20 protein-coding genes are annotated in these 17,475 nt (G+C 53.9%); 13 read left to right on the top strand and 7 right to left on the bottom strand.

Going from position 1 to position 17,475, the window contains the following annotated elements; translation table 11 throughout:
- The first annotated feature begins 83 nt into the window (after positions 1 to 83).
- The 6 genes from INF77_RS14770 (at position 84) to INF77_RS14745 (ending at position 5,555) form a co-directional block, all read left to right on the top strand.
- Positions 84 to 554: a GNAT family N-acetyltransferase gene (locus tag INF77_RS14770; RefSeq protein ID WP_193531873.1), complete on the top strand. Its 471-nt coding sequence runs from the start codon at positions 84 to 86 to the stop codon at positions 552 to 554.
- Positions 555 to 566: 12 nt separating this feature from the next.
- Positions 567 to 1,007 carry a GNAT family N-acetyltransferase gene (locus INF77_RS14765; RefSeq protein WP_193531874.1) on the top strand — a complete coding sequence of 147 codons (441 nt, stop codon included), beginning with the start codon at positions 567 to 569 and terminating at the stop codon, positions 1,005 to 1,007.
- Positions 1,008 to 1,152: 145 nt separating this feature from the next.
- Positions 1,153 to 2,148 (top strand): alpha/beta fold hydrolase, encoded by a 996-nt coding sequence (locus INF77_RS14760; protein ID WP_193531875.1) that lies wholly within the window; start codon positions 1,153 to 1,155, stop codon positions 2,146 to 2,148.
- A 44-nt stretch (positions 2,149 to 2,192) separates the two neighbouring features.
- On the top strand, positions 2,193 to 2,933 hold the full coding sequence (locus tag INF77_RS14755; RefSeq protein WP_047368553.1) for a response regulator: 741 nt from the start codon (positions 2,193 to 2,195) through the stop codon (positions 2,931 to 2,933).
- Positions 2,930 to 4,228, top strand: coding sequence for an ATP-binding protein (locus tag INF77_RS14750; protein WP_193531876.1), 1,299 nt, complete (start codon positions 2,930 to 2,932; stop codon positions 4,226 to 4,228). Before INF77_RS14755 ends, INF77_RS14750 begins: the two co-directional genes overlap by 4 nt.
- A 136-nt stretch (positions 4,229 to 4,364) precedes the next feature.
- Positions 4,365 to 5,555, top strand: coding sequence for a cytochrome c biogenesis protein/redoxin (locus INF77_RS14745; RefSeq protein ID WP_193531877.1), 1,191 nt, complete (start codon positions 4,365 to 4,367; stop codon positions 5,553 to 5,555).
- A 6-nt stretch (positions 5,556 to 5,561) separates the two neighbouring features.
- Here the strand turns inward: INF77_RS14745 and tam are convergent, their stop codons facing one another.
- A complete protein-coding gene (gene tam / locus INF77_RS14740; RefSeq protein WP_028013161.1) occupies positions 5,562 to 6,320 on the bottom strand; it encodes a trans-aconitate 2-methyltransferase in 759 nt (252 codons plus the stop codon).
- A gap of 89 nt (positions 6,321 to 6,409) precedes the next feature.
- Positions 6,410 to 6,994 carry an NUDIX domain-containing protein gene (locus INF77_RS14735; protein ID WP_192986911.1) on the bottom strand — a complete coding sequence of 195 codons (585 nt, stop codon included), beginning with the start codon at positions 6,992 to 6,994 and terminating at the stop codon, positions 6,410 to 6,412.
- An 86-nt stretch (positions 6,995 to 7,080) separates the two neighbouring features.
- Between INF77_RS14735 and INF77_RS14730 the strand changes: the two genes are divergently transcribed.
- Entirely contained in the window at positions 7,081 to 7,836 is a 756-nt protein-coding gene (locus INF77_RS14730; protein ID WP_193531878.1) for a DeoR/GlpR family DNA-binding transcription regulator, read from the top strand.
- Positions 7,837 to 7,893: 57 nt separating this feature from the next.
- Here INF77_RS14730 and INF77_RS14725 read toward each other — a convergent pair whose 3' ends face one another.
- Both INF77_RS14725 and INF77_RS14720 read right to left on the bottom strand, forming a co-directional pair.
- A complete protein-coding gene (locus tag INF77_RS14725) occupies positions 7,894 to 8,265 on the bottom strand; it encodes a VOC family protein (protein WP_028013164.1) in 372 nt (123 codons plus the stop codon).
- 99 nt (positions 8,266 to 8,364) lie between these two features.
- Entirely contained in the window at positions 8,365 to 8,808 is a 444-nt protein-coding gene (locus tag INF77_RS14720) for a PACE efflux transporter (RefSeq protein ID WP_059357553.1), read from the bottom strand.
- A gap of 383 nt (positions 8,809 to 9,191) precedes the next feature.
- Here INF77_RS14720 and INF77_RS14715 point away from each other — a divergent pair, with 383 nt between their 5' ends.
- Positions 9,192 to 10,229: an aldo/keto reductase gene (locus INF77_RS14715; RefSeq protein WP_045260527.1), complete on the top strand. Its 1,038-nt coding sequence runs from the start codon at positions 9,192 to 9,194 to the stop codon at positions 10,227 to 10,229.
- Between the two features lie 140 nt (positions 10,230 to 10,369).
- Here the strand turns inward: INF77_RS14715 and INF77_RS14710 are convergent, their stop codons facing one another.
- A complete protein-coding gene (locus tag INF77_RS14710) occupies positions 10,370 to 11,551 on the bottom strand; it encodes an aldo/keto reductase (RefSeq protein WP_182033865.1) in 1,182 nt (393 codons plus the stop codon).
- Positions 11,552 to 11,597: 46 nt separating this feature from the next.
- A complete protein-coding gene (locus INF77_RS14705; RefSeq protein ID WP_193531879.1) occupies positions 11,598 to 12,584 on the bottom strand; it encodes an aldo/keto reductase in 987 nt (328 codons plus the stop codon).
- Between the two features lie 212 nt (positions 12,585 to 12,796).
- Between INF77_RS14705 and INF77_RS14700 the strand changes: the two genes are divergently transcribed.
- Positions 12,797 to 13,705 carry a LysR family transcriptional regulator gene (locus INF77_RS14700; protein ID WP_014831948.1) on the top strand — a complete coding sequence of 303 codons (909 nt, stop codon included), beginning with the start codon at positions 12,797 to 12,799 and terminating at the stop codon, positions 13,703 to 13,705.
- Positions 13,706 to 13,741: 36 nt separating this feature from the next.
- On the opposite strand, the gene INF77_RS14695 is transcribed toward INF77_RS14700, so the two are convergent.
- A complete protein-coding gene (locus tag INF77_RS14695) occupies positions 13,742 to 14,641 on the bottom strand; it encodes a LysR family transcriptional regulator (RefSeq protein ID WP_063154088.1) in 900 nt (299 codons plus the stop codon).
- Between the two features lie 350 nt (positions 14,642 to 14,991).
- Here INF77_RS14695 and INF77_RS14690 point away from each other — a divergent pair, with 350 nt between their 5' ends.
- The 4 genes from INF77_RS14690 to INF77_RS14675 all read left to right on the top strand — a co-directional run bounded on the left by INF77_RS14690 (position 14,992) and on the right by INF77_RS14675 (position 17,432).
- Positions 14,992 to 15,210 (top strand): helix-turn-helix domain-containing protein, encoded by a 219-nt coding sequence (locus tag INF77_RS14690; protein ID WP_193531880.1) that lies wholly within the window; start codon positions 14,992 to 14,994, stop codon positions 15,208 to 15,210.
- Between the two features lie 184 nt (positions 15,211 to 15,394).
- The gene (locus INF77_RS14685; RefSeq protein ID WP_014831950.1) at positions 15,395 to 15,703 is read left to right on the top strand and encodes a hypothetical protein; all 309 of its coding nucleotides are present in this window, start codon (positions 15,395 to 15,397) and stop codon (positions 15,701 to 15,703) included.
- Between the two features lie 8 nt (positions 15,704 to 15,711).
- Positions 15,712 to 16,401: a type 1 glutamine amidotransferase domain-containing protein gene (locus tag INF77_RS14680; protein WP_193531881.1), complete on the top strand. Its 690-nt coding sequence runs from the start codon at positions 15,712 to 15,714 to the stop codon at positions 16,399 to 16,401.
- A gap of 83 nt (positions 16,402 to 16,484) precedes the next feature.
- Positions 16,485 to 17,432, top strand: a complete 948-nt coding sequence (locus INF77_RS14675) for an aldo/keto reductase (RefSeq protein ID WP_193531882.1) — start codon at positions 16,485 to 16,487, stop codon at positions 17,430 to 17,432.
- The last annotated feature ends 43 nt before the right edge of the window (positions 17,433 to 17,475 follow it).

Raw genomic sequence — 17,475 nt, 5'->3', positions numbered from 1 at the left:
CACATTCTGGTGAGGCGTGCTGTGGTTATTCACTACCAAAAATGGGCAACGTCTCTTTAATGGCCAAATATTGAAGAGGTGATATGACGTTACGATCTGCTCATCCACAGGAAGCCGAAATACTCTGGAATATACGCAATCAGGCGATTCGTCACGGCTGCAAAACCAGCTACGACGCTGACGTGATTGCACGCTGGACGCCGGATCTTATGCCCGAGCATTACCGTCAAATGGTCATTGATTACCCTTTTTACGTGGTGGAAGACGAGAAGGGCGTCATTGCGGCTACCGGCTATCTGGATCTCGATACCCATTGTCTGGAGGCCATATTCACCTTGCCTTCAGCCACCGGAAAAGGCATGGCGACCAGAATTATCGAGGCGCTTACACACGAGGCGCGCAGCCGGGGGATAACCCGCCTGAGGCTGGATGCAACGCCTAACGCCCACTCCTTTTATCAGAAGCTGGGGTTTGTGACGTTGCGCGAAAACTATCATCACTCGCGTATGGCGGGGGCTGATTTACGCTGTTTTGAAATGGCAATCGACTTGTAATGTGAGGAACGCATGGCTGTCACGGTAAGACCTCTACGCGAAGACGACTATCCCCAGTGGCGACCGCTGTGGGATGGCTATACCCATTTTTATGATTGCTACCTCGAGGAGTCCGTTACCGCATCGACATGGGAAAGGGCGCTCTCAACGCATTCACCGATGTTCTGCCGCGTGGTAGAGAAAGACGCAAAGGTCATCGGTTTCGCAATGTGTGTTCTGCACGAAGGAACCTGGTCAACCGCGCCCATCTGCTACCTGGAAGATCTGTTTGTTGATGCAGCCGAGCGCGGCGCGGGAGCGGGTAAGGCGCTTATTGATGCCTTGATAGCGGAAGGCAAGCGCGAAGAGTGGTCAAAGCTCTACTGGGTTACCCGGGAGAACAATCCGGCACGTAAACTCTACGATCGATACGGTGACGCTGACGATTACGTCCGCTATCGTCTCTCCCTTTAAGGCAACAGCGCCTGTGTTTGTATCACACTGTATCCGTGTTCCAGATACATACACAGGCTTGCAATAAACGCGTTTCCGCACATATCCGCTATACATTGAACTGTTGTTATATCCCCGTGAATTGTACTCAACCGGAGATACCAACATGTTCAGCAAACTCGCTTATTCAACGCTTGCTCTCACCGTTTCCCTTGGCACCGTCATGTCATGTCAGGCCGAAGTCACCGGCACTAACTTAGCGGCGGCTTTCGATCGTCCACAGCAAATTAACGCCGGCGATCTTAACGTCGGGTATGTCGACATTGGTCCTAAAGACGGCCAACCGGTCATTCTGTTACACGGCTGGCCCTACGATATTCACAGCTACGCTGAAGTCGCGCCTGCGCTGGCGGCAAAAGGCTATCGCGTGATTGTGCCTTCTCTGCGCGGCTACGGTACTACGCGCTTCCTGTCGGCAAAAACGCCGCGCAACGGCCAGCCTTCCGCGATGGCGAAAGATATCGTGAACCTGATGGACGCCCTGAATATCAAGCAGGCGGTGTTTGCAGGCTATGACTGGGGTGCCCGTACGGCCGATATCGTTGCGGCGCTGTGGCCAGAGCGCGTTAAGTCGCTCGTTTCGGTAAGCGGTTATCTCATCAGCAGCCAGCAGATTGGTAAACAGCCGTTGCCGCCAAAAGCGGAGCAGCAGTGGTGGTATCAGTTCTATTTCGCCACCGAGCGCGGCGCTGAAGGCTATGCCAAAAACACGCATGACTTCGCTCGTTTGATCTGGTCTCAGGCCTCACCTGACTGGAAATTTAGCGACGCTGTCTTTAACGCCAGCGCCAAATCCCTTGATAACCCGGATCACGTTGCGATAACGCTCAGCAACTATCGCTGGCGCTTAGGGCTGGAAAAAGGCGAGCGCAAATACGACGCCTACGAGCAAAAACTGGCCACGCTGCCGAATATCACCGTTCCGACGATCACCATCGAAGGCGGAAACAACGGGGCGCCGCATCCGGCACCGCAGGCCTACGCGGGTAAATTCACCGGTAAGTATGAACACCGTACCTTCGGCGCAACCGTGGGGCACAATCCGCCTCAGGAAGATCCGCAGGATTTCGTCAAGGCAGTTGTTGACGCTGACAAACTCTGAAATGTGCTATTTTCAGTACGTTACCCTTCGGTCTGGAGATTTCGGTGGAGCATATTGATCATATCCTTGTCGTCGATGACGACAGGGATATTCGTGAACTGATTATCGACTATCTCGTTAAGTCCGGTTATCGCGCCTCCGGCGCGGCAAACGGCAAAGAGATGCGCGTCGTGCTGGACAAGCAGCATATCGACCTGGTGGTGCTGGACGTTATGATGCCCGGCGACGACGGGCTTACGCTGTGTCGGCAATTACGCGTCGGGAAATATAAAGATCTGCCCATCCTGATGCTGACGGCGCGCAACGAGGAGACGGACAGGATCCTGGGTCTGGAAATGGGAGCCGACGATTACGTCGTAAAGCCTTTCGTCGCGCGAGAATTACTGGCGCGTATCAAAGCGATTTTACGCCGTTTTCGCACGATGCCGCCCAATTTACAGGTGACGGAAGCAGGGCGGCTGGTGATGTTCGGTGAATGGCAGCTCGATACCGTTGCCCGCCACCTGATCGACCCGGAAGGGGTGATTGTGGCGCTCAGCGGGGCGGAGTATCGCCTGCTGCGCGTTTTCCTTGACCACCCGCAGCGGGTGCTGACCCGCGATCAGCTGCTCAACCTGACGCAGGGGCGTGACGCCGAGCTGTTTGAACGCTCAATCGACCTGCTGGTTAGCCGGGTTCGCCAGCGTCTGAATGAAGATGCCCGTACGCCCGCGTATATTAAAACCGTGCGCAGCGAGGGCTATGTGTTTACCATGCCGGTCACCATCAAAGAGGCTAACGAATGACGCTCTGGCCTCGCTCGCTGCTGGCCCGCTTGCTGATCGTCGTGCTGCCCGGCCTGTTGCTCGCCAATGCCCTGAGCCTGACGCTGGTCATGATAGAGCGAATGCACAGCGCCCGAACGGTGATGCTCGGTAATCTGGAATACGATGTCGCGACCAGCGTGGCTATTTTAGACCGCTTACCCGCCAGCGAGCGCGCGGCCTGGTTGCCGCGCCTTGAACGGGGTAACTATCGCTATATTCTGGGGCCGGGAGATCCTGGCAACGCGCCGACGGACAAGCGTTCCCGGGACGCCATCCGAACCTTAAAAGCGACGCTTGCGGCACAGTACCCGCTCAGCTTCACCGCCGTTCCCGGCGCCATTTCACATATCCAGGCGCATCTCACGTTACATGATGGCGCGCCGCTGACCATTGACCTGATCCCACGGATGCCGCCGGTCGCCAGCTGGCTGCCCGTTGTTCTTATTCTGCAGCTGCTCGTGCTGGCTGCCTGCTCCTGGATCGCCGTACGCCAGGTGATACGGCCTTTTTCACAGTTTACCCGCGCGGTAGACTCCCTGGACCCGGCTGCCAATTCGCCAATGACGGAAAAGGGGCCAGTCGAGGTGCAGCGGGCAGCACATGCCTTCAACGCGATGCAGGCGCGCATTCAGTCCTATCTCAGGGAGCGGGCGCAGATCCTGGCATCCATATCGCACGATCTCCAGACGCCCATTACCCGCATGAAGCTTCGTGTTGAAATGGCGAATCAGCCTGACCTGCGCGACAAGCTCTTAAACGACCTTGATAACATGTCGCGTCTGGTGCGGGAGGGTATTGCATATGCCCGGTCATCAGAATCACTGGAAGAGACCTCGCTGAAGCTGGAGCTGAACGCCTGGATAAACAGCATCGCCTGCGATTATCAGGACATCGGTAAAAACGTGCAGTTTCAGGCAGGCGAAAACCGTTTGCCCATCGTCACGCGTCCACAGGCGCTGCGCCGGGTGTTGACCAACCTGCTGGATAACGCCCTGAAATTTGGCGACTACGCCACCATTAGCATTGATGACTCGGCTGCCGGAGAGGTGGTGATTCACATCATGGACGGCGGGCCTGGGATACCGGATGCCGAGCTGGAGGCGGTATTACAGCCGTTTTATCGGGTAGAAACATCACGCAACCGCGACACCGGCGGGACAGGACTCGGCCTGGCGATCGCAGCGCAGCTTACCGCTCAGCTGGACGGAAAGCTAAAGCTGGAGAACCGCGCAGAGGGCGGGCTGGACGTTTCGATTACTCTCCCGCGCCTTTAATTGTACGGTTCTGTATCTCCCCGCGTGGCCGATACAGAGCCAGACAAAAACCCACGCTTTTACACATATCCTGAACACATCCGCACGATGAAATAGCCTCACTGCAGCATCGCAGGACTTGTATTGTGAGGTGTCTATGTTTCTGATAATTGCTTTCCTGGGCGGGATGATAAGCCTGCTCAGTCCATGTACGCTCCCGGTAATTCCTCTCCTGTTCGCCGGTTTTCAGGGGCAGCGGCGACATAGTCTGGCGCTGCTCGCGGGGATGATCGTCATGTTCACCCTGGTGGCGATGGTCGTCACCGTCGCCAGCGAGTGGATAGCAGAGGCAACTATCGTCGGGCGCTGGATCGCGCTTATCGTCCTGGCCACGGCCGCGCTGGCCTTAATTTTTCCGGCCTTTGCCCAGCGTATCGCCGGGCCGGCAGTCAGCGCGGGAAATGTCCTCAACACCCGAAGCGGGCAAACGCGTGGTATGGCATCGGCTTTTCTGGCCGGTCTTGCCGTCGGGCTGCTCTGGTCTCCCTGCGCGGGACCGATTCTGGGCGCCATTTTCAGCATCAATATTGCCGGACACTCGGCCATTGCCACAGGAGCCTTGCTGGCCGCCTATGGTAGCGGCTGCGCGCTGATGCTGGGCCTGCTCGTTTTCGGAGGCCGCACGCTGATGGCGCCGCTGAGAGCAAGATCGGCGCTGATGGAAAAATTACGTCAGGCGGCAGGCGTGGTGATGTTAGCGGCCGTCGTCTTTAACGCAACGGGGATGACGTCTGCTCTGCAAGGCGCAAACGGCGTCGCGAATCGTCTTGAAACCGCGCTGCTGAATCTGGCAAAGCCCGCCGCGCAACCAGCGAAGCTTCAACCGGTCGTCATGACCGAGCCCAGCAGCCAGCTGCCTTCATTAAGCGGTGGAACAGGGTGGGTAAATGGTGACCCTGTCACGTCTGAATCGTTGCGCGGGAAGGTGGTTCTGATCGATTTCTGGACCTGGGACTGCATTAACTGCCAGCATACGCTTCCGCACGTGCGCGACTGGGCAACAAAATACCAGTCTCAGGGCCTGGTCGTCATAGGGGTACACACGCCTGAATACCCCTGGGAGAAACCGATCGCCTCGGTGAAAAACGCGGTAAATAAATGGCAGCTGCCGTACCGGGTTGTGACGGACAACAACTATCAGATCTGGAACGCTTTCGGCAACCAGTACTGGCCCGCGCATTACTATTTCGATGCTAAAGGTCAGCTACGCTATACCTCGTTTGGCGAAGGGAATTATGAGCAGCAGGAAAAGGTTATCCAGCAGCTGCTCAAAGAGGCCCGTTCATAGCGCCATTCAGGGCTGACGCTGGGCAACCATAAACAGTCGAGGAAAAGCCAGCAGTATCTGCCCGTTTTCCTGGAGCGGATACTGCTCTTCCAGCAGTTCATGGTAGCGTTTCAGGAAGCGTTGCTGCTCGCTCTCGCTCAGTTCCTGGAGCCACGGGCGTAAACCGGTCGCGCTGACCCAGTCAATAATGGCCTGGTGCGAACTCATTTTATGGAAATAGGTTGTCCGCCAGATATCCACATCGCAGCCGGCCTCCGACAGGATATCGTAATAGGCATGCACGCCAGGCAGCGGCTCGCGGCCACGGTCCGGGTAGCCTTGCTCCAGCGCCACTTCACGCATCGCCACATGCGTGGGCTCAAGCCAGTTGTCCGGCATCTGGATCGCCAGCACGCCATTGAGCGCGAGCAGTGACGCCAGATGCGGCAGGAGATCGTAATGGTCAGGTATCCACTGTAGGGATGCGTTCGCATAGATGAGGTTCAACGGCTGGCCTGGCCTGAACTGGCGGATATCGGCCTCAACGAACTGACAGTCGGGCAGTGCGCTGCGCGCCTCTTCCAGCATAGCCGGTGAGTTATCGACGCCGACAATCTGCGCTTTAGGCCAGCGATGCTGCAACAGCGCGGTGCTGTTTCCCGGCCCGCAGCCCAAATCGGCAATGGTGGCAACGTCACTCAGGGGAATTCTGGCAAGCAGCTCGGCGGCAGGGCGCGTTCGTTCAGCGCCGTATTGCAGATAAAGCGAAGGGTTCCAGTCGGCCATCTTCAGATCTCCGTTTTGCGTGTTTCAGCAAGGATAGCACAGGCCGACACCTGCACCTGCACCGGGACAGGCGTCAGGCGAGCGGCAGGTTACAGAAGGCCTTTCAGTGCAATATGGTAGAGCAGCATGATGGTTTTTCCGTCGACGATTTTGCCCGTATCAATTCCCCGCAAGGCCTCTTCAAAGGGCATTTCCAGCACGTCGATATCTTCTCCCTCCGCTTTGATACCGCCGCCTGCGCTGGTTTTGTCCTTCGGCTGATACTCGGCAATATAGAAATAGAGTTTCTCCGTGACGGAGCCTGGGCTCATGTAGGCTTCAAAGATTTTCTGCACGCTCGACACGTTAAACCCGGTCTCTTCTTCCGCCTCTGCTCTAATGCGGCTTTCCGGATCCATGTTATCAAGCAGGCCGGCCGCCGCCTCAATCAGATTGTCCTCATGGCCATTAATAAAGACCGGGAAGCGGAACTGGCGGGTCAGAATCACCGTTTTTTGGTCACGGTTGTAGAGCAGGATCGTAGCGCCGTTCCCCCGGTCATAAACTTCACGCGTTTGCCGCTGCCATTCGCCATCGCGTCTTTGTAGGTCAAAGGTATATTTTTTAAGTAAGTACCAGTTATCGGACAGGGTTTCACTGTCAATGATGCGCACATCTGCACGTTTTGATTGCACGTTTCGTCCTCCTTACGTAGAGTAACTATCAATACCAGCACTATCGTGCATTATCAAGATTAAACATGCAACGTCAGGAATACATCATGCTCACCAGTCAGCGAAAACAGTTGATCCTTGAAAAGCTCGGTGCCGAAGGTCAAGTCCAGTCAAAAGCGCTTAGCATTCTCTTCGACGTCTCTGAAGACACCATCCGACGCGATTTGCGCGAGCTGGCGGCAGAAGGGCGTTTACAGCGGGTTCACGGCGGCGCGCTGCCGTCGTCTTCCGCCACTGTGCCTTTCGCGGAACGACAGTTCGTTAAAATGGATGCCAAAAGAAAGGTGGCGCAGAAGGGGGCACAGCTGATTTCTTCGGGCCAGGTGGTGATCGTTGACGGTGGAACGACCACTTCAGAATTGCTCGCTTTTTTACCGCAAGACCTGCGTATTACCGTGGTGACGCACAGTCCGAGCATTGCCCTGGGGCTTGTTAATCATCCTTTTATTGAGGTGATTCTGATCGGCGGCCGTTTATATAAACACTCGATTGTAGCCGTCGGCGCGGCGGCCATCGAAGGTATCGAAAACATTCATGCGGATCTGTTCTTTATGGGCGTGACCGGTATCCATCCGGAAGCAGGGCTGACGACCGGAGATTTCGAAGAGGCGTGCATCAAACGTGCATTTTCCGGCAGAGCCGCCGAGACGGTTGTCCTGGCGTCGCCGGAAAAAATAAATACGGCGTCATCATTTGTTATTGGCGATGTGGCGCTGGCGAATACGATTGTCGTCGAAGGCGATACCGACCGCGGCTGGGTCAATGCGGTATCGGAAAAAGGGGTATCGGTCGTATTGGCCTGAGCGTGAGCCAGCCAGAAAACTGGCTGGCGCGGGTACTCGCAAGCGGGTGAAATTAAGTTATCTTTCTTCGGGGGCATGGCATACCGCTTCGATATTATGACCATCAGGGGCAATGACAAATGCGGCATAGTAATTTTTACCGTAGGAGCGCAATCCCGGTGCGCCATTGTCGCGTCCGCCTGCGCGCAGCGCGGCATGGTAAAAGTCATCAACCTGCTGGCGTGTCGTGGCCACAAAGGCCAGATGAAGCGGAGCGGGTTTATCATTCGACTGAAAAAGGCAAAGAGAAACATCGCCGGAACTCATTTCGACGCCATAGTCAGGAGAGCCTTCATCGACGAGTTCGACACCGAGCGGTTGAAGCGACATGAGGAAGAAGGTTTTACTTTTCTCATAATCGCTGACGCCGAATTTTACATGATCAAACATAATGGACTCCTCAAAAGTGATGGTGAAATGAGAAGTATAGAAAGAGAGTGGAGTCCAACACGATCAAGGGGTTGCGAATGTGACCGATATCAATACTCGCTACACAGCAGACCGTTTACTCCCTACGAATGTCCAACGCAGATAATCATAGAGCCAGTTAAAAAGCATCGTGTATGGCAGGAAAAACAGTACAAGGCCAATCTCAACAAAAAATGCCTCCGCGATCGTTAAATTCAGCATGAACATGGCCACAGGGATTAAGGAGATGATAAGGCCCGTTTCAAACCCAACTGCATGGATGGCGCGAACGAGAAACGTTCGTTGGAACTGATGTTTTTTCTGCAGGGCGTCAAAGAACTTATTGAAGACAAAATTCCAGACCGTTGCGGTAAGCGCAGATATCACCGACAACGAACCCGACTGGAGTACCGAAACGTTCATCAGCCACGCAAGAGACAGAGCGATGATAACGTTGGCCGTCACTTCAAAAATGACAGCGTGGAAAATCCTTTCTTTAAAGCTTTTATTGAGTTCGATTTCCATAAGTCTACAGCAGCGGTGGTCAAAGCCAGGAGTATATCAAACGTCTTTTAACATTGGATAAACGTAGAAGTTGGGATTTCACAAGCTATCAATGAACCGGGGCCAATCACGACCGTAGAAAGGCAGATTTTGACTGGCATTACGTTGGTGCGCATAATGTATATTATGTTAAATAAGAATATTGCCGTGCCTCAGGAGGTATCCCTCCTCAGTCTTGAGGATTCACCATTGGCCACGCAGTTTGTATGTAAAACCCACTGACGATTACGCCCATCTGTGAAAAAAACTCACAACACCATTCGATGGCGCATGCTGGTTCCCTTCATGTCAGTGCAATACCCTTTCACATACAGAATTGCTGGCAATAAAAGAAGGAAAACAGAATGAAGTATGTGAATCTGGGTCGTAGCGGTTTGCAAGTCTCCCGTCTTTGTCTCGGTTGTATGAGCTATGGTGAACCTGAACGTCTGCCTCAACCCTGGTCCCTGGATGAAAAGGCGTCACGTCCGCTCATTCGTCAGGCGCTTGAAGCGGGCATTAATTTTTTTGATACCGCGAATATCTACTCGGGCGGAAGTTCTGAAGAGATCACTGGAAAAGCGCTGAGAGAAATGGCCAGACGCGATGAGATCGTTGTGGCAACAAAGACCTTCTTTCCGTGGCGCAACTCACCCAATACCGGGTTTCTTTCCCGCAAGGCCATTTTTCAGTCTATTGACGATAGCCTGATGCGCTTAGGCATGGATTACGTGGATCTCTTTCAGATTCACCGCTTTGACCACTCCACGCCTGTTGAAGAGACCATGGAGGCTCTGCATGACCTCGTTAAATCAGGAAAAGTACGTTACATCGGCGCATCATCTATGGAAGCCTGGCGCTTTGCAAAAATGCAGCATACGGCAGAGCGTAACGGCTGGACCCGATTTATTACAATGCAACCGCAATACAACCTGCTTTACCGGGAAGAAGAGCGCGAGATGCTGCCCCTGTGTGAAGACCAGGGCGTTGGTGTGATCCCCTGGAGTCCGATGGCACGCGGCAGGCTCACGCGCGACTGGAGTGTCACGTCCCGACGAACGCAAAACGATGCCTTTGCGTTAAAAATGTATGAGAACGCAGCCCTTCTGGATAAGCCCGTTATTGATGTTGTTGCCAGCATTGCTGAAAAGCACCATGTGCCAAGAGCCCATGTTGCAATTGCCTGGTTGCTATCAAAAACGGTCATCACAGCACCGATCATCGGCGCGACGAAACCAGAACATCTTTCCACGGCTATCAGCGCGCTGGACTTTTCACTTAGCGATGCCGAAATCATGGAACTCGAGGCACGCTATCTGCCGCACCCCGTCGACGGGATCATTCCCCCGCTTCCGGATACGCCACCTTCACTCACACCGCCTTCAGCAATACAGGACTGTTAATGCCCTACCCTGGCCCGGCGTTGGTTCGGGCCCGCTGTTGGTGACAATGAACAACTCGTGATGTCAGGGTCGGATCGCCGACCGGGAGACTTTACCTACAGTCTCCCTGTGACAGTAAGTATAAAGGTGGCCATCACCGTTTAACTTTTATCAAACTGACTTTCGGTAAACGGATCTGCGCGACCGCCCTGCAATGGGATCCTGGCAAGCGCTGCATCGATTTCGCGTAACTCGCTGTCCGTCAACCGGACTTGCGGTGCACCGCTATTTTCTATCAGGTGCGGATATTGCGTCGTACCCGGGATGGGGACTATCCATGGCCGCTGAGCCATCACCCAGGCCAGCGCGAACTGAACCGGAGTGGTGTTTTTGCGGCGGGCCCACGACTGCGCGAATTCAAGCAGTACCATGTTTTTGGCCAGGGCATCGGGCTGGAAGCGTGGCAGGTTATGCCGCCGATCTGTGCTGTCGAACCGCTGGCTTGGATTGACTGCCCCGGCAAGGAAACTCCGGGCGGTCGGGCAGTAAGGTACAAAGCCGATACCCAGCTCTTCGAGCGTTGGAAATATCCGCGTCTCCGGTTCACGCCACCACATGGCATACTCACTCTGTACTGCAGTCACAGGGAGTACCGCATGTGCGCGGCGGATTGTCCTGGCACTCGCTTCCGACAATCCCCAGTGTTTCACTTTACCCTCCTGGATCAACGCCTTCACGGTTTCCGCCACATCCTCAATCGGCACATTCGGATCGGGGCGATGCTGATAAAGAAGATCGATGTGGTCCGTTTTCAGACGCTTCAGCGAGCCCTCTACGGCACGGCGAATATGGTCAGGATGGCTGTTAAGGGAGGTTGGCTTCCCCTCCTCCACGCCGAAACCGAACTTAGTGGCAATCACCACACGATCGCGAACGGGGGCCAGTGCTTCCCCGACAAATTCTTCACTGAGATGGGGGCCATACACCTCGGCAGTATCAAAGAACGTAATGCCTTGTTCGAAGGCGGCCCGGATGAGCGACACCATGGCTTTGCGATCGCGCGGACCACCGCCGTAATACCCCACCATGGGCAGACACCCTAGTCCCATGCTGGAAACCTCCAGCGAGCCGAGTTTACGCGTGGTTAAGGTCTCCTTCTGGACGGGAACAGCATCCGAAGGGGCGTTCGACGAGTCCTGACCAGCCGGGTTCGCCATCACTGCACCGCTCCTGCCAAGGGTGGTAGCGGCCAACGCCAGACCGGCGCCGGCGATCAGAAAATTGCGACGATCCCGGGAAGCGGGTACGGAAGCAGAATGCTGGTCATGCATCATCTTGCTCATAAACTGGAACTCCCTATAGCGAAGAAAGGATTCATTAATGTGGTCATTACCAGGCATAAGCCTGGGGCGCTTCTCCCCCGGGTCCGGGCCAGATTTCGTCGAGACAGCTCATGGTGTCGTCTGATAGCGTGATTGTCGTTGCGTGAAGCGCCTGCAGGAGTTGATCGACCGTACGAGGCCCGATAAGTGGAGCAGTAACCACAGGATTCTGCAGGAGCCAGGCAAGCGCCACATCGGAAGGGGTTTCGCCGAGGTCCTCACATAATCCTTCGTAGGCTTCCAGCTGCGGACGATACTGTTCGATTAGACGGGAAAACGCGGGCCTTGCACGGCGCCCGCTTGCCATCTTTTTCAGTACGCCGCCAAGCAACCCTCCGGCAAGTGGGCTCCAGGGAATCAGTCCCAGGCCAAAATGACGGCATGCGGGAATGACCTCCAGCTCAACGGTTCGGGCAGTCAGATTGTAGAGACTTTGCTCAGCAACCAGGCCCAGGGAATGACGGGCCGTGGCAACTGACTGCGCAGTCGCAATGTCCCAGCCTGCGAAATTGCTGCTACCGATATAAAGCACTTTTCCCTGCTGAACAAGGAGTTCCATGGCCTGCCAGACCTCTTCCCATGGTGTATAACGATCGATGTGATGCATCTGATAGACGTCAATATGGTCGGTCTTAAGCCGTCGCAAACTGTCCTCGCAGGCCTTGCGAATATGGTAAGCAGAAAGACGGCGATCGTTCGGACCCGGTCCCATAGGCTGATAGGCTTTCGTCGCCAGAACGATACGGTCACGGCGGCCACCCTGCTGGAGCCAGCGACCAATAATCTCTTCAGACAGCCCCGAACCTTGCTGGATATCGGGTGATTGCTCGGTGCCATACACGTCTGCTGTATCAATGAAATTGATACCCGCCTCAAGCGCTTCATCCAGAATGCGGGCGCTGGTTTTCTCGTCGGTGACATCACCAAAATTCATGGTTCCGAGACAAAGGCGGCTGACTTTCAGGCCGGTGCGGCCAAGATGCGTATAGTTCATACACGGCTCCGTTAGGTGAATGTTCCGCCCTGACCGACGGCCAGAGCGCATAATTTTCAAGAATAACGAAGCACAATGTGTTCAGTGAGAGGCGATGAGTGGATGGACTTGTGAAAAAAATTCAGCAACGGATTAGCCCTGGTCGGTCTATGGTGTATATCATTTCCGTATCAACGCATTCGGGCCTTAACGCACAAGGAAAACGATTCTGTATGCAAATAAGCAGAGCTGATGTCGCCGATCTCATTTATTTCATGGCTATTGCACGTCATCGCAGTTTCAGCCGTGCGGCGATTGAATTAGGTGTCAGTGCATCAGCGCTTAGTCATGCCCTGAAGGGACTGGAAACCCGGCTCGGGGTTCGCCTCCTTAATCGCACGACCAAGAGCGTTACACCTACGGCTGCAGGTGAAGAACTGGTTCAGTCTGTCCTTCAGCCTTTCGACAAGATAGAAGGCGCGCTTGAATCGCTTAACCGGTATCGTAATACGCCTACCGGGCGTATCCGCATCAATGCAGCCGTTGAAGCGGCCAATCTTTTGCTTGCGCCGGTTATGCCCGCGTTTATGGATCGCTATCCCGATATTGAAATCGATATTGTGGCCAGCAACCGTATGGTTGACGTCACTGATGCGGGCTTCGATGCCGGTATCCGCTATGGTGGCACCGTCCCGGAAGACATGGTTGCCCGGCGTTTATCTGCCGATATTCGCTGGGTTATCGCCGCATCCCCCGACTACCTTGAACGCTACGGAACGCCTGAACATCCTGATGATTTATTACACCATCGCTGTATAAGCAATCGTCTCGGCGACGATCGGATTTATCGCTGGGAACTTGAGCGAGACGGCGAAACGTACCAAATCACTGTGCCTGGCTCAGTGACGGTCAACCAGGCTGAAACGGGTCTTGTGGCCGTATTAGGCGGGGCCGGCCTGATGTATTTTCCGGAGCCTCTTGTTGCACCCTATGTGAAGGATGGACGGCTCCGCCTGGTGCTTACGGAATGGTCCCCGCTGGAGGAAGGTTTTTATATCTATTATTCAAGCCGCCGGCAACTGCCGACCGGGCTTCGCCTTCTGATTGAGTTCATACAGGAGGCCAGGCCGCTGGGGTTGTGAAATAGCGCTTCCATACGGGACGATGCGTTATCGCCTTTATCGCCCCGTAGCGGATATCAGAAAATCAATCAGGGCCTTCACTCTTTTCGTTTTGCCCGCGTTTTTGGGGTAATAGAGATACACTGGCGGGTAGGTTTTCCAGTAGCTCTCCATCACGGGTATAAAGCGCTCCCTGTCCGGCTGTAACTGCCAGATGGGTTCAAACAAACGTCCAATTCCCAGGCCGTTACGGATCCCGTCTGCCATAACGTCAATATCGTTGCTGATTAACTGTCCGGGCATCTCAACCGTCAACTGCTCTCCGCGATCGTTCAGAATCAACGGAAGGATGCGGTTGTTAGTAATAAAACGGTAGCCAATCAGCTTGTGTTGACTGAGATCTGACGGCACCTCAGGCGTTCCATGCTCGCGGAGATAGGCTGAGGATGCATATAACCCTTCACGAAAGGGTTTCATTAACGGCCGCGCTACCACCCCACCCTCGAGGATATCGCCAAAACGGATCCCAAGATCAAAACGCTCTTCGATAACATTCACAGTACCGTCGTAAACCGAAATTTCCAGCTGTATACCCGGATATTGCTGACAGAATTTCGCCATTGCAGGCTTAAGAATTAACAGATAGGCAAAACGCGAGAGCGTGATTCGCACGATACCAGAGGGCTCCTGATTCTGGTCGCGAATGCTTTCAAGCGAATTTTCCAGCGACTCCACCGCCGCAGCGGTCTGTTCCAGCAACAGTTGCCCGGTTTCCGTCAGCTCAATACGGCGGGTCGTACGCACAAAAAGCGGATGGCCAATATGATCTTCCAGCAGCTTAAGCGCATTGCTGACGGAGGGAGGCGTAATTTCCAGTTTTCTTGCGGCTGCCGAAATATTGCCCTCACGTGCAATGCTCTGAAAGATCCGTATCTGGTTATACAGGGCGTTATTCATAATGTGTTCCTTAAGCAATTACTGCTTAATTATTAACTACAGCCTAAAGATGCTTAAGTCAATAATATCCCTTTAGTTCGTTTTTACTGATGCTGCGATCCACTGTTAACCACGTATTTTGAAATACACCTGTACTCATTCAGATGACATTCACGGCACAGAATGGATTAAGGTATTTATGTTTTTTTACTTTTGTTTAGTGCGGGATAGTCAGTGTAGCCCACCGCATCGTTCTGTCCCGGCGCATAGAAGGTTGCAGGGTCCGGAACGTTGAGATCGCTGCCGCACGCAAATCTTGCGGGTAAATCGGGATTGGCAATAAATGGAACATCGGTCAGGTTTCTCAGAGAATGCTGACGTTAACACTGAGAAGTCTTAAACGAGACGGGTTAGTATCGCGGACGGTATTCCCTTCGATCCCGCCACGTGTTGAATATGAGCTAACTCCACTTGGACGGACATTAATGGGGCCAGTTATGACACTTATAGACTGGTCCTTGATTCATCAGGGCGAGGTTGAAAAGGCACGTTCTGAATATGAAAGCCAGCCCGAGTTTTCGACTGATTAAGCCAGACTATTCATATACAGATGCAGGAACAGACATGTCTGGCATAGATTTACCCTGTCGCACTCCTCACCTGATTATTAAGTACAGACTAAATATGCTTAAGCCAATGGCCACCTAATCTTCTCAAAATGGCGCTCATATACTCTTCTTTCTTTCCCTTTAAACCTGAGAACAAGAGATACTTATGCGAATTTTATGTCTGGATATCCCCGCACCTGGAGCATCGCTGGAAAAATATGCTCCACACCTTAACGCTGAAGCGCTGCACGCCTGGGGATTGTATAAATCCGGCTTCATCCGCGACATCTACTTCCGTCAGGACAGACCTGGCGTCGCTATTTTTCTTGAGTGTGACTCTGTCGATGAAGCGATGAACGTAATGGCCGAATTTCCGCTGGCAAAAGCAGGCTTATTAAGCTTTGAGTGCATTCCGCTTGGCTCCTTTATTAACTGGGAAAATCTCTTTGCCGCTGAATTTAAAAATAAAGAGTGAGGCCCGATATGAAACCTGCAGATAAACCCGTGCTGTGTGTCGTTTCCAGCCATCCGATTAAAGGCGCATCCGGTGTACCAACAGGTTTTTTCCTGGCTGAGCTGACGCATCCGCTGAAAGTACTGGAAGATGCCGGACTAAAAACGATGATAGCCAGCATTCGCGGGGGACAGCCGCCGGTGGATGGATTTGACCTCAGTGACTCTGTCAACGCCTGGTTCTGGAACGAAACCGATTTTCAGCAGCGTCTGGCCACAACGCCTGCGTTATCTGAGCTGAACGGTTCCGATTACAGCGCCGTTTTCTTTGCGGGCGGGCATGGAACCATGTGGGATTTCCGCGACAGCCAGGATGCCCAGCGTATTATCCGCGAAGTGTATGAAAGTGATGGGATTGTCTCAGCCGTCTGCCACGGGCCTGCGGCACTGGTTGACGCAAAGCTCAGCAGCGGAGAATACCTGGTGAAAGGCAAAAACGTGGCGGCCTTTACCAACAAGGAAGAGGAAGAAGTTCACACCACAGATGTGGTTCCCTACCTGCTTGAGACTGCACTCCGCGAGCATGGCGCGCTTCATCATGAAGCCCCGAACTGGTCTGAAAATGTGGTTACTGACGGTCGCCTTATCACGGGGCAGAATCCCGCTTCAGCGCACGGTGTCGGTGTGGCGCTGTTAAATGCCCTCCGCCAGCCAACTTAATTCATTCATCTGTCTTTCATCTTTACTCACCCTCTTTGGCCGATTTACGTCAGCAACGTTCCGGCTTTTTTCAGGAGCTGAATATGAAAACTCTTCCTCCAGTCGCGCTCGGCACATGGTCCTGGGGCACAGGCTTCGCCGGTGGCGACACCGTCTTCGGCAATCATCTTTCTGATACTCAGATGGCAGACGTGTTCACCACGGCCATGAGTAAGGGTCTGAATCTCTGGGATACCGCAGCAGTATATGGCATGGGGAGTTCCGAGGCAGCGCTGGGAACATTAGTCCGTCAGTTCCCCCGCGAGGATATGATTTTATCCACCAAATTCACGCCGCAGATTGCGAACGAACAGTCAGCGCAGCCTGTTAGCGATATGCTTGAGGCCAGCCTTGGACGTCTGGGTGTGGACGCGATTGATATCTACTGGATCCATAATCCCCTCGACGTTGAGAAATGGACGCCTGGACTGATCCCACTTTTACAAAGCGGTAAGGTCAAACGCGTCGGGGTTTCCAACCACAATCTGGCACAAATCAGACGCGCCAACGAAATCCTTAACGCTTCCGGTTATTCCCTCAGTGCAGTACAGAATCACTACAGCCTGCTTTATCGCGCCTCTGAAGAGGCCGGGATCCTTGATTATTGCCGACAAAATAACATCACGTTCTTTGCTTACATGGTCCTGGAGCAAGGCGCGCTCAGTGGTCGTTATGATTCAAATCATCCCATGCCTGCCGGGAGTGGCCGGGCCGAAAGTTATAACGCAGTACTGCCGCAGATAGAAAGATTAACCGCCGCCATGAAAAAAATGGGAGCCGAAAGGAATGCCAGCGTTGCACAGATAGCCATCGCATGGGCTATTGCAAAAGGTACCCTTCCCCTCGTTGGTGCGACTAAAGTCCATCACGTTCTGGACGCCGCCTGCGCTTCAGACATCCAGTTACGCGATGAGGAAATCATCCTGCTGGAACAACTCGCCACAGAGACCAGAGTGGATACACGAGGCGCCTGGGAAAAACCGATGGTGTAAACCCTGTCCGGGACAGACTGTCATGAATGACACTCACGAACGG

The sequence above is a fragment of the Enterobacter cloacae complex sp. P1B genome (assembly GCF_014982345.1).
GTDB classification, from domain to species: domain Bacteria; phylum Pseudomonadota; class Gammaproteobacteria; order Enterobacterales; family Enterobacteriaceae; genus Enterobacter; species Enterobacter bugandensis.
Note: the sequence above shows the minus strand (reverse complement) of the source record. Positions and strands in the feature narration are given on the sequence as shown.

Excerpts from the sequence above, each read along its gene's own strand:
- INF77_RS14675 (WP_193531882.1), top strand. The coding sequence starts at position 16,485 with ATGAAAACTCTTCCTCCAGTCGCGCTCGGCACATGGTCCTGGGGCACA.
- INF77_RS14715 (WP_045260527.1), top strand. The coding sequence starts at position 9,192 with ATGAAGTATGTGAATCTGGGTCGTAGCGGTTTGCAAGTCTCCCGTCTT.
- INF77_RS14765 (WP_193531874.1), top strand. The coding sequence starts at position 567 with ATGGCTGTCACGGTAAGACCTCTACGCGAAGACGACTATCCCCAGTGG.
- INF77_RS14685 (WP_014831950.1), top strand. The coding sequence starts at position 15,395 with ATGCGAATTTTATGTCTGGATATCCCCGCACCTGGAGCATCGCTGGAA.
- INF77_RS14700 (WP_014831948.1), top strand. The coding sequence starts at position 12,797 with ATGCAAATAAGCAGAGCTGATGTCGCCGATCTCATTTATTTCATGGCT.
- INF77_RS14760 (WP_193531875.1), top strand. The coding sequence starts at position 1,153 with ATGTTCAGCAAACTCGCTTATTCAACGCTTGCTCTCACCGTTTCCCTT.
- INF77_RS14720 (WP_059357553.1), bottom strand. The coding sequence starts at position 8,808 with ATGGAAATCGAACTCAATAAAAGCTTTAAAGAAAGGATTTTCCACGCT.
- INF77_RS14710 (WP_182033865.1), bottom strand. The coding sequence starts at position 11,551 with ATGAGCAAGATGATGCATGACCAGCATTCTGCTTCCGTACCCGCTTCC.
- INF77_RS14770 (WP_193531873.1), top strand. The coding sequence starts at position 84 with ATGACGTTACGATCTGCTCATCCACAGGAAGCCGAAATACTCTGGAAT.
- INF77_RS14745 (WP_193531877.1), top strand. The coding sequence starts at position 4,365 with ATGTTTCTGATAATTGCTTTCCTGGGCGGGATGATAAGCCTGCTCAGT.
- INF77_RS14680 (WP_193531881.1), top strand. The coding sequence starts at position 15,712 with ATGAAACCTGCAGATAAACCCGTGCTGTGTGTCGTTTCCAGCCATCCG.
- INF77_RS14725 (WP_028013164.1), bottom strand. The coding sequence starts at position 8,265 with ATGTTTGATCATGTAAAATTCGGCGTCAGCGATTATGAGAAAAGTAAA.
- tam (WP_028013161.1), bottom strand. The coding sequence starts at position 6,320 with ATGGCCGACTGGAACCCTTCGCTTTATCTGCAATACGGCGCTGAACGA.
- INF77_RS14730 (WP_193531878.1), top strand. The coding sequence starts at position 7,081 with ATGCTCACCAGTCAGCGAAAACAGTTGATCCTTGAAAAGCTCGGTGCC.
- INF77_RS14705 (WP_193531879.1), bottom strand. The coding sequence starts at position 12,584 with ATGAACTATACGCATCTTGGCCGCACCGGCCTGAAAGTCAGCCGCCTT.
- INF77_RS14690 (WP_193531880.1), top strand. The coding sequence starts at position 14,992 with ATGCTGACGTTAACACTGAGAAGTCTTAAACGAGACGGGTTAGTATCG.
- INF77_RS14750 (WP_193531876.1), top strand. The coding sequence starts at position 2,930 with ATGACGCTCTGGCCTCGCTCGCTGCTGGCCCGCTTGCTGATCGTCGTG.
- INF77_RS14695 (WP_063154088.1), bottom strand. The coding sequence starts at position 14,641 with ATGAATAACGCCCTGTATAACCAGATACGGATCTTTCAGAGCATTGCA.